8 protein-coding genes are annotated in these 13,331 nt (G+C 66.7%); 4 read left to right on the forward strand and 4 right to left on the reverse strand.

The features are described 5' to 3' along the window. Window positions 1-267 precede the first annotated feature (267 nt). The gene (locus KALB_RS26140; protein WP_148309651.1) at window positions 268-1,665 is read left to right on the forward strand and encodes a PIN-like domain-containing protein; all 1,398 of its coding nucleotides are present in this window, start codon (window positions 268-270) and stop codon (window positions 1,663-1,665) included. On the opposite strand, the gene KALB_RS26145 is transcribed toward KALB_RS26140, so the two are convergent. From KALB_RS26145 to KALB_RS26160, 4 genes are read right to left on the reverse strand one after another with little or no spacing between them, the layout of a single operon-like run. Then, window positions 1,651-2,931 carry a TIGR02679 family protein gene (locus tag KALB_RS26145; RefSeq protein ID WP_025358654.1) on the reverse strand — a complete coding sequence of 427 codons (1,281 nt, stop codon included), beginning with the start codon at window positions 2,929-2,931 and terminating at the stop codon, window positions 1,651-1,653. The genes KALB_RS26140 and KALB_RS26145 overlap by 15 nt on opposite strands. Further along, window positions 2,928-7,148 carry a TIGR02680 family protein gene (locus tag KALB_RS26150; RefSeq protein ID WP_051913368.1) on the reverse strand — a complete coding sequence of 1,407 codons (4,221 nt, stop codon included), beginning with the start codon at window positions 7,146-7,148 and terminating at the stop codon, window positions 2,928-2,930. The genes KALB_RS26145 and KALB_RS26150 overlap by 4 nt, the downstream gene beginning before the upstream one ends. Next, on the reverse strand, window positions 7,145-8,395 hold the full coding sequence (locus KALB_RS26155; RefSeq protein ID WP_025358656.1) for a TIGR02678 family protein: 1,251 nt from the start codon (window positions 8,393-8,395) through the stop codon (window positions 7,145-7,147). The genes KALB_RS26150 and KALB_RS26155 overlap by 4 nt, the downstream gene beginning before the upstream one ends. Next, complete coding sequence (locus KALB_RS26160; protein WP_025358657.1) at window positions 8,379-9,941, reverse strand: TIGR02677 family protein; 1,563 nt, start codon at window positions 9,939-9,941, stop codon at window positions 8,379-8,381. Before KALB_RS26160 ends, KALB_RS26155 begins: the two co-directional genes overlap by 17 nt. Before the next feature lie 160 nt (window positions 9,942-10,101). Between KALB_RS26160 and KALB_RS26165 the strand changes: the two genes are divergently transcribed. The 3 genes from KALB_RS26165 to KALB_RS26175 all read left to right on the forward strand — a co-directional run bounded on the left by KALB_RS26165 (window position 10,102) and on the right by KALB_RS26175 (window position 13,223). Next, complete coding sequence (locus tag KALB_RS26165) at window positions 10,102-10,425, forward strand: transposase (protein WP_025358651.1); 324 nt, start codon at window positions 10,102-10,104, stop codon at window positions 10,423-10,425. Continuing rightward, window positions 10,425-11,339 (forward strand): IS3 family transposase, encoded by a 915-nt coding sequence (locus tag KALB_RS26170; protein ID WP_025358650.1) that lies wholly within the window; start codon window positions 10,425-10,427, stop codon window positions 11,337-11,339. Before KALB_RS26165 ends, KALB_RS26170 begins: the two co-directional genes overlap by 1 nt. Window positions 11,340-11,720: 381 nt before the next feature. After that, on the forward strand, window positions 11,721-13,223 hold the full coding sequence (locus tag KALB_RS26175) for a helix-turn-helix domain-containing protein (RefSeq protein WP_025358658.1): 1,503 nt from the start codon (window positions 11,721-11,723) through the stop codon (window positions 13,221-13,223). The last annotated feature ends 108 nt before the right edge of the window (window positions 13,224-13,331 follow it).

The following is a 13,331-nucleotide window of genomic DNA, read 5'->3' on the forward strand; positions in this document are numbered from 1 at the left end:
ACGCGGACAACTTGCCGTCGGCGCAGACGACTGCCCTCCGAGTAGTTTCCGGAGTAAGATGTGCAGTTCGGTCGTAGCCCCACAGGGGAGGAGCCGCTCTGTGCACGCGTCCCAGCCAGGCGAACGAGCACGAATTCGGCAACGCAATGATCCCAGGGTCCGGACAATCTTAAATCGTCATTTGGCCTGCCATGTCGCACCACGTCTCGTCGGCAGGCAGACAATGCCGTGCGCACCATTCCGCGCCGGGGAACCAGGAGTTGGACGATGACCGACGAGCGGTCGGATTTCCTGCTGACCACCTTGTTCCAGGCTCGGCTACGTCCTCCAGGACCACCGACATCCGTTGAACGAGAGCAGTTCTTCCGTCACGGCCTCGTGGTTCCCGATGCCAACGTGCTGTTGGACCTCTATCGTTACACCCCGCTCGCCAGGGAGCAGGTGCTCGCGCTGCTGCGAACCGTGGCCGGGCAGGGACGGCTCTGGGTCCCGTACCAAGTTGCGGCCGAATTCGTTCGAAACAGGGAGAACGTCCGCCTGGAACAGCTACGCGAACTGTCACGGGTGAAGCGGGACATACACGAACGGTTCGACACCGCAGGAACTGCGATCGCCAAGGCAGCGGAAAGGGTGGCGCACCTGCTTGGGGAATACGCCCAGGACCACCAGGCCGGCGCCCGGCTGGCCACCGAGATCACGAAGGAGGCCGCCAAGGCCCAGACCAGCACGTGGGAGTCCGTGTTGTGCGCACACGTGACCGACCTGAAGAACTCGTTGGACGTCGCGGTCGGCACGAGCCACGACCAGGATCCGGTCTTCGCCGCTGTGGCCGAGATCCTGGGCGACCAGATCGGGGCGCAGCCCGCCTACGAGGTGCTACGGGCGCGTGTCCGAGACACCGTCGAGTACCGGTATCCGAATCGGATTCCTCCCGGCTTCAGCGATCGGGGCAAGGGCACCGATCTGGAACGGGCTGGTGACTTCCTCCTCTGGGCGGAGTTGCTCGAAAAGGCACGGGGATTGCCGTGCCCCCGGCGAGTGCTGCTGGTATCCCGGGACACCAAAGAGGACTGGTACGAGCTGTCGCCGAGCGGTGAACCGCTGCGTTCACTGCCAGCGCTGCACGAGGAGATGGCCGCACACTCCGACGCGACGCTGCTCCTCCAGCAACCGCGTGCCTTTCTCGACGGAGGGCAACAGTTCCTCAACGCCGAGGTCAGCGCCGACACCTACGAGGAGGTGGTTCGCACGGTGGCACTCGACGAGGTGGGCGAAGGTGTCAAGGTGACCGAGTCGGTGGCCGCCGCACTCTCACCGGGGTACCTCGTCGCCGAAGCGCAGCACACGGCTGGTCTGGTCACCGAGGAAACCCACCGTGCCCTCCAGGTCAACTCCACGTTCGCCTGGTGGTTGGTCTGGGTGACGGCATGGACGGGACGGCGCAGCCCAGGGCCGGACGAACCGTCGGTATCCTTCGAGTCCACTACGGATTCGCCCGAGAATGGGGCGCAGTTGGGGTGGACATCCACGGAAGTGCCGGTGGCTGGTGGTTGGGCACCTGTCTGGATCGCACCGTGGTTGGCCGCCGGGCTGGATGCCAGCCGTCCGCCGGACACCGGGCGGCTCAAGCGCTTGATCGGCGAGGACGTGTCAAGATCCAGTTGAGGTCGCCCGCTCGGGCGGATTCAGGTGGTCGACGAGCTGCTCCAGTACGGACTCCTCGTGGACGGCCACGCCGATCGCGGCCAGCGCGGGCGCCAGCTCCGGATCCCAACTTGCCTCCACCGATGCTTCCGACAACGGCCAGAGTGGGCTACCCCGATCACGGGCCAGTGTCACCGCGGAGTCGTAGAACACCGCGTCCATCAGCCACGTGTCCGCACGGTAACGGGTGAGGAAGCGGTTCGCGATCGCGATGCCGGGCCAGTCAAAGTCACCTCGGTAGTGCAACCGTGCCCCTGTGGCGCAGAGTGCGTCGAGCAGGAGCAGCACCACGGTCGCGGGATTGCCCGAAGTGCAGATCAGGGGCCGACCGCACCGTGCGTCCGCAGCGGCCTCGACCACGGTGGGGTTCTCACAAACCCAGACCTCTCGGGCGTGCGCCGGTAGTTCCCAGCGAATCGCACACACGTCCCGTGCGGTGAGGTGGACCTCGGCGTTGTGGGCAGCGCGGTCGCGTAAGGCGCCTTCCCGCCATCCCTGGCCATGCGGCGCGAGCCCATAGGTCAGGACGGTGGCCGAGACCTGGTCGGCGAGAACATCCGCGGCACGCCAGAGGCTGCGCCGATCGCCTGCAGTCACCGGGACGGGTTGAGCACGCTGTACGGCAATGGCCCTGAGTACGAGCCGCGCCAGGACGGTGTCGTCGTCCAGCCCGTGCGCATTACCAGTCACCTGGGCTGCCAGTTCCGTGCGGCTGATGACCGACCTGTCCCCGGTGGACAACCTGGCGAGCACCGTGATGGCCCTGCGAAGTTCCTCAGCGGCCTCGCCGGGATCGAGCCGTCGCAAACCACCCGAGGATCGCTCTGTTTCCAACCATCCCGCGAGATCTCCCAGGTCGTGGGCCGCCAACAGGTCCGCGCCAGCCGTCCAGACCTCGGCCCACTGCGCAGCCCTGGCTGCGCGCGCTCCTTTGAGATCTTGCAATGGCCCAGCAAGGATTCCGACCAACTCGATGAGCCCGCATTCCGCTGCGGAGTCACGGAGCCGACGGTCGAGTGTCGCGAGACTGATCCGCGTCAGCGCGGTATTGCACCGCTGTCCCAACAGCAGGCCCAACGCCTCGGCCTCGACATCGGTGAGGTCGACCAGTTGGATTCGTCCCTTCGCCTCCACGCCGTTGCGCTCCAGCCGAGTGCGTACGGCGTGCCACATCCTGGCCAATGCCGGCTGGGCGAGCCAGTCCACAGCCGACTTTCGGGCGTTCACAACGAAACCAGCCGCTTGTTGCTGCCGTCCCACGTGAAGTGGAGTGTGGCCACGCCCCTGACCTGGGTATCGCGCAGGCACTCGTAGATGTGCAGGCTCGGTACCGAGGGGAAGCAGCCCCACAGACGTTCGCTGGTGAGGACGAAGTCGAGGTCGAGTGCGACGAGCAGGCCCAGCAACCTGCCGTGGGTGGGTTCGTCCACCTTAGCGAAGGCGTCGTCGAGCAGGATCAGCCGTGGCGCATTCGGCGCCACCTTCGCTAGCGAGCCGAAATGGGCCGCCGCGGTGGCGAACAGCACGAGGTAGGACACGACGCGCTGCTCCCCCTGGCTCATTGCGGTCCGTTGGTTGAGCTTGCGTCCCGGTCCCGGCTTGGCGGCGTCGGTGACCCGGATGTCGAACTCGAACCAGGAGCGGTAGTCCAGCGCACGGGTCAGGTGCGCTTTGTAGTCCTCGTTCGGCGTCTCCTGTCGATGGCGTTCGATCTCCTCCTGGAGGATGTCGCGCAACCTCGCGGTCTGCTCTCTGGTCCGCATGGCCGCTGGTCCCCGGAGCAATTCCGCTGCTTCGCGGATGTTCGCGGACGCACCGGCCTGGAGTTGCCACTTGAGGCTCGCGCCGAGGCCATGGGAGGTGTGCACGTCCTTCAGGGTCTCGGTCATCTGCTTGGTCAGCGCCTCGGCGGCCAGGATCTGCCTGGCGAGGTGATCGCCGAGTTCACCGAGCAGGAACCGTTCGAAGGTCTCCTGCTCCCGTGTCGTCAATCGGGTCCGGGCTCGTTCGGCCTCATCGTGGATCCGTTGCTGCACCAGTGCGATGTCGTGCCGGCCAGCGTCGTCACGCAACTCGAACCGCTTGATGCCCAGTTCTTCGGACACCTCGATGTCGTAGCCACCCGCGAGCCGGTCCCGGACGGTTTCGTGGCGGCGCAGGATGCCTGTGTCCCCCACGTCGGCCGACTGTCCCCGAAGGCTGCCCGACGTGGCGTCGGCAAGTGCGCGTAGTGCGATCAGCCGGTCCCGGGCATCGGCCTCGGCAGCGGAATCGTAGGCATCAACCGCCGGAGTGATCTCGGACAGGTCAGCTGCCAGGAGCAACGCGTTGTCCCCCAACGGCGTGCGCAGCAATCCCCCGGCTCCGATGACCACGTTTTCCTGATCTCGCAACAGCCGCAGAGCGACCTCTCGGTCGGCCCGGGCACGGATCAGGTCGTCGTGCGCTACCTGCCTGTGCTGGGCGACCGCCGGCAGTTGCCGAACCGCTTGCTGGTACCGGTCCTCGGCCCGGTGCTCGATCGCGAGCAGGTCTGACTCAGCAGTACCGATTGCCTCTTCCAAAGTGCTGAGCTGCAACTGCGCCGACACGAGCATCGTGTGCCGCTCGGTGTAGCCGCGACGGGCCTCCTCCGACGCCGTTGCCTCGCAACGCCAGTCCTCGACGACAGCGGGAAGCTCTCCGGCATCCCGGCTTGTCTGATCGACTTCCTGACAGAAGCTGTCGAGGCCGTCCCGGATGCGGGCCAACTGATCACGCACCGCCCGCAATCGTTCCCGGTCGACGGGAAACCTATCGGCGCTCGCCGCCGCCCCCGCCGCACCGCGAGCACGATTGGCCTTCTGGGTAGCGCGATCCGCGACAACACGAGCGCTGCTCAGTTCACTGATGACCGCTCTCAGCAGTGAGCGGCGCTGTTCCAGAGCCGTCCAGGCCGAGGCCAGTTCCCTGCCGACCGGTACGGTACGGGCTGCTGTCCTCAGCAGGCCGCAGTCCAGTTCCAGCACGGCACGTCGTTGCGCGTGTTCCAACAACGCCGAGTCCAGCTCGGCTCGTCGAGACTCCAGTTCGGCAATGCGGCGTGCTCGGGCTGCTGCCCGCGCAGCAGCCCCGACGAATTCCACTGATCGCTTGGTGTAGGCCCCGCGCAACACCCCCAGTTGCCATCTGCCGTCGGTCGACAGCCAGTTGGCCGTTCGTGGTCGTCCCCCTGCGGGAACGAGTTCGACGCCGTGCAGGATGCGCTCCACCTGAGCGGGACTGACCCCGCTCGAGCCGGCGTCCACGACGTGTAGGACGTCTCCCATGTTGGGGCCGTCGACGGCCACTCCCGGCTCGAGCACGGTCTCGTGGGTGTCCGGCGCAAGGACGTGGCCCCCAGCTGTGACCCAAGCCGCCAGCAGACCGCTAGACTCCAAGGCGGCTTCGAGTCCGGCCCGCTGGCCCGCAGGAAGGTCGTCGCGGAAGTCGACCAGCAAGTAGAACGGCGCTCCCGTGCCGGGAAGCCTGGCACCGGCACGGTAGGGCGACGCCGGCGGTTCGGGATCACGATGTTCCTGCCAGGAGAGGAGTTCCTCTTGCACAGCCGAGAACTCGGCCCGGACCCGCGCTTCGTCGACAAGAGCATCGTCACGGGCGTGTTCCAAGTGCTGCTGGATCGGTTCCAGGGCACGCTGTGCGAGGAGTGCGACCTCCGCCGGTGTGTCGGCGTCGAGTACCCGGTCGCCCGCGGGCAGGCTCTGATCGGTCGACACCGCGACCACGGCGAGGAGATTGCTGAGGTCAGCGCCCAGTCGCAGCGGATGCGTCGCCCATTCCAGGACGGTGCACTGGTAGTCACGACTGGTCACAGCGGTGGCCTCAAGAGCGGACGACGCGGCGGCGTCCGCTTGTTCCACCTCGGCGTCGAGGCGTTCGCGTTCGGTACGAGCCTGGTCGGCAGCCGATTCCGCCGCAGCCATCGCCGCGAGCAGGCGATCCAGGTCCTCGGCCAGGCGCAGCCTCGACGCACAGGACCGCCGACCCTCGGTGAGTTCGGTGTGCCACGTGCCCAGCAGGCTCTCCGTGGCCGAGTCCGCGGTGATGACCGAATCCGAGCGCAACGTCTCCGTGCGTCCGGTGGGATCGGTGGCCGCCCATTCCACCGCTGCGGCCAGGCTCGACGTACGGAGTTCCGGCGCGGTACCGAGTACGGCCGCCGGCAAGCCGCATGAGGTCACCTGCTGCTGGTGCACACGCTGCGTCGCCTTGAGTCGAGTTACTCGGGTACCCAACTGGTTCAAGGCCACGGTCACGCGCTCGGCAGCACTTCGCTCGGAGCGGTGCGCCAGTCGTACGAGTTCCCATGCGGCAGCAACCGACTCAGCGATCGCCGCCACTGCGGACCGCCGGTCCCTCAGTTGTTCAAGTCCGCGGTAGGCATGGCTGTCCCGCAGTGCTGTCAGCTCGGCAGTGGCTTGGTCACGCTGGTCCACCAGTTCGGTGTGGCGCGCTACATGCCGGTGCTCGTCCGCTGTGGACCGGACGACGCGCTGTTCGGCTCGTCCCGCGTCCTTGCGCCGGTCGGCCAGGCTGGCCAGTTCCGAACGCACGGCCTCACAACGGGTCCGCAGCACACCGTGCAAGTAGCCTCGATAGTGCTTGAGGAACTCGGTGAGCACCTCGTCGACCGACTCCAGCCGACTCAGTTCCGCGCGCACCGCCGCGAGGTCGTCGAAATTGTGCGCCACCCGGGTGATCACCTCGTCGTCCAGCGGCGGAAGTGCCTCAGCCAGTACGGCTTGGAGTTCCCCGGACTCGATGCGGTCACCGATGGTCGGCCTGCGCAGCCGGTACAACAGGTGCAACAGGTTACGGTAACGCGCCGGCTCCGTGAGCCCGAACAGGTCCCGCATCACCCGCAGGCGGTACTCGGACGGACGTTCGAAGCAGTTGCCGGCACCGACCAACTCGCGCAGGACGTCGACCGGCAGCGGTTGCCCCGCGCTGACCAGGGTCAGATCGTGCGCCACCCGCAGTGGGGTGACGAAGAACGTGGGCCTGGCCTCGCCGGTCGATTTGGAGGCCTTGATCGCCGCGCCCAGGGTCAGCCACCGCAACTGGCCGGTCTCGTCCACCTGCTCGAATTCCAACCACAGATAGCCGATACGGTTGATCGGATCGATTCCGTCCAACATCAGCCAGGACAGACTGGTCTTCGTGGAGCCGGTGGCGTCGATGCGGCGCGCGTCACCGTCGAGCAGGTAGGGCAGCAGGACCTCCAGCGCTTTGGACTTGCCAGCACCGTTCTTGCCCCGCAACAGGAGCCGGCCGTCCCCGAACCGGAATTCCTGGTCGCTGTACTGCCAAACGTTGCACACACCGGCACGGTTGAGCCGATAACGGCTGGGGTTACGCAGTGCGGCCGGTTCGGTCATCGGCAATGCGCCCAGTGCGGCGTTCACGATCGGCCCTGTTCGCCGGAGACGGCGAAACGGGAAGCCGCCGCGAGCAGGACCCATTCGCCGCCACCGCCGCGCGCTCCGTCCACATTGGTCACCGGCCGGTTCTCCGTCGGCGTCGATCGGTCGAGATCGGCTCGGGTGGGTTGATCCGGCACCAGCAATCGGAGCCGGCCGAGCAGGTTCAGGACGTCCACGCGCAGTTTGGCCACCCCGTCCACGTAGTCGGCTGCCCAGTGCCTCCGGTGTACATCGACCAGTTCCCGCAGTATCCGGGTGATCTCGTCCTGACCGACCGGGACGCCGATGACGAGTTCCCGCCCGGCTGCGGGGTGACCCGCATGCATCGGCCGATGCTCCTCGACCAGTCTGCTGATCAGCAACAACGCGGCCTGCGAAACAGTGCCCGTCCCAGGGAACACGAGTTCGGACATCACGCTCTGGTGGTCGATCAGGGCCGCTCCCTCGGCACGGATCTCCATATCGAGTCCCAGGAACTCCTCGAACTGCTGTTGCTCACGCCGTTGGCGGTGCCGCAGCCAGGCGCGTTCGTCGGCGGTCAAATCGTCCAGGTACACGACACTGGTCTCCACCAGACGTCGCCGAACAGCGTGCGGGGTGCCGCCCCGACCGGACTGCTCCGCCAGAGCTATCAGCTCCGCCGGGTCCTCGGTGGCTTCGTTGATCCTCCGATGAGCCAGGTAGCGGGCGAGTTCCTGGTCGAACTGGAGGAGGACCTTGGCGTTGGTGTCCTCGGCGTAGTCCACCACCGATCCCTCGACCTCACTGATCACCTGCCAGGCCATGAGCTGACGCAGTGCCGCGACGATCGACCGCCTTTCGTGAATGCTGCCCGGATTCGCCACGCGCACACCGGCTTCAGAAGCCGCAGTGTGCAGATCGACCAGAAACTCCGACAGCAGCCGGTACGGTGGCACGGTTACCAACACTGACAAGGCCAGCACGAGGTAGGCGTAGCACCGCGGGGAGAACGGCACACCGCTGGGACGTCGCAGGCAGTACCCACTGGCGGCGCCCAGCCCGGACTTGTACAGACGAGCGAAGGTGGCTTCGACGACGAGTTGGTAGCCGAGCACCTCCTTGAACTGCGGTTGGAGCCAGCCAGCATGCTGCCGCACCAGGGGAAACGCAGTCGGGTGGGTAACCGGAGTCATCAGCGGGGACCGCAGTAGAGCCCTGGCCGCCGTACGCCGGTCTTCGGCTCGATCCGGGTCAGGATCGTATGCCATCGGACTCCTCTCCTTCCTGGTCGTCCGGGAACGTGCAGGACATGCGGCCGATGAACAGCTCGTGCCCGTAGATCTCGAAGACGCCGTCCGCCCCACAGACGCGGGTGGACGCGTCGGCGGCCGGCCGCAGCCAGATCCGGAGATCCAGATCGCCGTCCGTGGCGGTGAGGGTGGTCGGCTCCGGTGTGGCGGCGGTCAGCGCCCTGGCGAGGAGTTCCCGTAACAGCTGCGCTGCCTCGGCCGACAGCGGTCGGGTCACGAAGTCCGCTCCGCACTGCCGGAGCTCGATGGCCGCGACCCGTCTGCGCTCGACCAGTTGCGCGGCCCGGAGTCGTAGCGCTTCCTGCTGTTTGCTGTGATCCTCGACCAAGCCGATGCGACCACGCGGTGCTCGGCTTCCCCGCTCCCGCAGGCTCACCGGAACCGCGACAGCGGGCGCGTGCCACCAACTGGTGGCGGCTGTGGCCAGTTGGTCGGCGGATGCCTCGATCCCCAGATGGACCGGTGCGTAGAGACCGAAGGCCGCGACGAAGAGAGCATCGGCCAGGTCCTGGTCGGCGTGGTCGAACTGCTTCGCAAGACGCAGCAACCCGGTACGACGGGACAGCTCGCCACTCGCACTACGGATCAACCGCTTGGCATTGGCCAATAAGGCGTGCAGCGCGTGCAGGGTCGTGTCCCGCAGGTGGTCGACCTCGCTGGCGTTGTCGGAGAACCACGCCCGCAGCGCATGCCAGTCGGCCAGATCACGGCCACGACTGCGTTGGACCTGGAGTTCCGGGTTGTGCTCGCTCAGCCGCTGCAGGCCCTCGTACCGATGGTCGATCGCCGCCAACAACTCGGTGAGCCTGCCCTTGTCAAACAGCCACTGGAGGCACGCCGCGATCGGGGTGGAGTACTGCCGGATCTCGTCGGTCACCGCTTCGACGTAGTCCAGAAGCAGGTCCTTGAACCCTGTGTACTCGGCGGTGTCCAGGTCGTAGCGGAACAGCACCTGCGCCAGGAAGGCGTAGAAGTCGCGCACCGATTCGGAGAAGGTGGTGAACTGGACGAACACCGTGCTGATGCATTCCAACGCCAGTTGGAGGTCAATGTCACCGGGCTGGTTGAGCTGGTCCTCCAACCTCAGCAAACCCTGCGAGATGAGGCTGAGCAGTTCCCTGCTCACCTCGCGTGCGGCGTCGGAACTGGTGAGCACCTGCTCGGCCTGCCGCTGCACCATCTCACCGCGCTGCGAGATCTGGTAGCGGTGTCGGCCACGCTCGTAGTCCCGGATGCTTACGACGGTGCCCACCCGATTGCTGGGGATCAGATTCCCCCACGTGCTCAGCCGCTTCAGCAACTCGGGCACCGTGTCCACATCGACATCGACCCCCACGCCACCGAGGCGCTCGTGGACCTCGGTGGCCGACAGGTCGGTGAGCAGGGTGCTGGTGAAGATCCTCATGATCGGGATGTAGATGTGTGCCAACTCCACAGTCAGGTAGGTGTAGCAGGACAATCTGTCGAGATCGTCCTCTTCCCGCCCTTCCCGCTCCTCCGACACCGCCCCACCGTAGGACGCCGTGCCTAGATGGTCAGGTTGCTCAGGCGACCATCACCGACACGGAGCAGTCAATCACCCGTTTGCTCTGCCGTGTGAGGTTCACCCCGCGTAGTGGACACCGAGTTGGCAGGACCAAAGGTCCTGCTGAAAGGATGTCCTCATGCCTCCTCGCAAGCGCCGGTCCTACACGGCCGAGTACAAGGTCGAGGCTGCACATCGTGTGATCGATTCCGGCCGGACGATCTCCGAGGTCGCCCGCGAGCTGGGAATCGACGCGGGCATGTTGAGCGTCTGGGTCAAAGACGAGCGGCGTCGGATCACCGCAGCCGAGGTCCACGGGGACACACCCCTGGAGCCGGCCGAGCGGGCCGAGCTGCTGCGGTTGCGCCGGCAGGTCGCCGAGCTGGAGAAGGACAACGCGTTCCTGGTAAAAGCTTCGGCGTACTTTGCCGCGATGCAGAAGAATCCGCACGGTTCGATCTGATGGCGAAGTACGCCGGCCCCGACGAGTTCGCCGAGACCGCCGGCACCATCTCACCGAAGCGCACGCGGTTCTCGGTGCTGCGCATGGCACGGCTGCTGGGCGTGTCGACGTCCGGCTACTACGCGCACGTGAAACGCGCCGCGGCATCGGTGTTGACGCCACGACAGCAGCGCCGCGCCGACCTCGAGGTGAAGATCACCCAGGCACACAAGGACTCGAACGGCACCTACGGGTCGCCATGGATCACCGCCGAACTGCGTGACCAGGGCGAGGTGGTCACGGCGAAGACCGTCGCCAAGATCATGGCCTCGATCGGGCTGGAAGGCATCAGCCCACGCACGTTCAAGGTCAAGACGACGGTGGTCGATCCGACCGCGTCGTTCCCGCCGGATCTGGTCGACCGTGCCTTCGACCGGGGCCGGCTGAATGCCGTTTGGCTGACCGACATCACGTATCTGACGTGTGGTCAGGGCGAGATGTTCTTGTGCGCGATCCGGGACGGGCACTCGCGGAAAGTGTTGGGCTACAGCATCTCCGACCATATCGGTGCCGAGATGGTCACCGACGCCATCGACGCCGCGGCGACCGCCCGGGGCGGCGGGTGCCGTGGCACGATCCTGCATTCTGACCGTGGCGGGGAGTACACAGCGCATCTGACGGCGCAGGCGTGTTTCCGGCATGGGTTGCGCCGGTCGATGGGCGCGACCGGGATCTGCTGGGACAACAGCCCGGCGGAGTCGTTCTGGTCGACGTTCAAACACGAGGAGTACTACCGGCACGTCTACGCCAGGAAGACAGAACTCGTTGCCGCAGTTGACAAGTGGGTTCGTTTCTACAACAGTGTGCGGCGGCACTCCGCGATCGGGATGCTCAGTCCCGACGACTACGAGACGTCACTCCGAGCGGCCGCCTGAACCTTCGTAAGCCCCTGTCCACCGTTCGGGGTGAACCTCACGGCGGCTGTGGCTCATGATCGCATGCCGACCACTGCGTGCGGGCTCAGGCAACTCGCAGGCTGAGCAACTACGACGGCAGTCGAGTGCCGCGCCTCTGTTGAGGCATGTCTTACGGGGCACAAACCTGCTCAGCCTTGCCGCATTGACACACTCCCGGTGACCGTCCGCAGCGGCCTACGCGCCCTGAAGCAGGTCAGGAAGCTCGCTGAGCGGTGCGGTGGATACGTCGGTGAACCGTGTCGCGGCACGTTACGTTTCGTGGGCTGGAGGTATTTGACTCTCACGACGGTCCGCGTTTGACTCGAGCTGCGCATTGGGCCGCTGCGAGGAGTGCACACGGTGTCGGAAGCGAGGCAGGACAACCACTCGCCGCGCTCCGCGCGCGACCGGCTCGCCGAGGAGATCCATGCGCTGCGTGATGCCGCCGGCCTCACGCAGGCGGCGCTCGCGACTCGCATCGGCTACACCAAGCAGTACGTCTCCCTGGCCGAACGCCCTGGTACGGGGCTTCCCTCCGACTCGCTCGTCCGCGCACTCGACTCTGCACTGGGTGCCCACGGGCGCCTCACGGCACTGCGGGCCGAGGCCGCTGTGGAACACGCACGCCGCCGACAAGACCTGAGTGCAGGCCGCTCCGCGGGAATCGGCATCGACACGGGTGCGGATGTGGCGCCCGCGGTGGCCGCGAGCCAGGCTCGCTGGCGGGAGGTCCGTGCGTTCCTTGGAGCACAGGGCACGGTGCTGACAACGCTGGCCGCGCAGCTGTATCCAGCCACGGCGCGAGCAGCAGGCCTGCCGGTGCTGGCCGCGGCGCACTGGCTTCCTGAATCCCCGGTCCCGCTGGATCAGGTCGAGTTGGACTGGGATGAGGAGCCTGCGCTGCCGGTGATCACCGGACGGGAGGCCGAGGTTGCCTCAGTGCTTCCCCTGCGGGCCCCTGGGCGGGCGTTCGCCAGCTATAGCACGGCCATCCGCTACCTGGCACCGCCGCGGTTGTTCGAGAACCGGTCCTGCTATCGGCTCCTGGCTCTCCACCGTCCTGACGGGCACCGGTTGCGGCTGAGGTTCGGTCTGTCGACGTACTTCGCGAAGTTCGACATCGCTGAAGCGTTGGTCCACGAACTCGCCGCTCATGCCGCGGCGACCACGACCCCACCGGGGATCGACGACCTGCCTTACCGGTCACTACTCGGGCCCGCGCCGTTCGACCTCGCGGAGCGGCCGGTGAACCTGTCGGTGACGACCCTGACCATCCGCCAGGACAGGTCGGCCGGAACGGCGGCGTTCTACCTCATGCGCCGTGACGGGCGCGCGGTCGCCGTGGGGGGCGGGCACTACGGGCTCATCCCCGCCGGTGAGTTCCAGCCCGCCTCGATCTCCCCGCAGAGCCTGCGGACGGATCTGGATCTGTGGCGCACGATGGTGCGCGAATACTCCGAGGAACTGCTCGGCGACCCCGAGCACGACGGCAGCACGGGAGTCCCCGTCGACTACCAGTGCTGGCCCTTCTACCGGGACATGACCCGGGCCCGCGAGGCCGGGGCGATCCGCGTGTCGGTGCTCGGGCTGGTGATGGATCCGTTGAGCCTGAATGCGACCATCGCCACCGTCGCGGTCTTCGACAGCTCCACCTTCGACCGGCTGTTCCGGCAGATCGCGGACAGCAACGTGGAGGGGCGACTCGCTGTGAAGGACGGTGCGACGGCCCGGGACGGGATCGCGTTCACCGCGGGCAACGTGGACCGCTTCGTGCACCGGGAGGTCATGGGCGCCACCTGCACGGCGTGCCTGGCGCTGGCGTGGCGGCACCGCGACGCGCTACTAGGACAGGGGCGGCCATGAACGACGGAATCGATGGCCACCGCGACGCAGGGCAGGCACCAGCACACCCGGATGTCCGGTCGGTGGAGGCACACAACGCCCCTCCACCGGTGTCCGCACGCTGAGGTT

Source organism: Kutzneria viridogrisea DSM 43870, assembly GCF_000525635.1.
GTDB classification, from domain to species: domain Bacteria; phylum Actinomycetota; class Actinomycetes; order Mycobacteriales; family Pseudonocardiaceae; genus Kutzneria; species Kutzneria viridogrisea.

Coding starts and splice junctions, on each gene's coding strand:
- KALB_RS26140 (WP_148309651.1), top strand. CDS start 268: ATGACCGACGAGCGGTCGGATTTCCTGCTGACCACCTTGTTCCAGGCT.
- KALB_RS26155 (WP_025358656.1), bottom strand. CDS start 8,395: ATGGCATACGATCCTGACCCGGATCGAGCCGAAGACCGGCGTACGGCG.
- KALB_RS26165 (WP_025358651.1), top strand. CDS start 10,102: ATGCCTCCTCGCAAGCGCCGGTCCTACACGGCCGAGTACAAGGTCGAG.
- KALB_RS26170 (WP_025358650.1), top strand. CDS start 10,425: ATGGCGAAGTACGCCGGCCCCGACGAGTTCGCCGAGACCGCCGGCACC.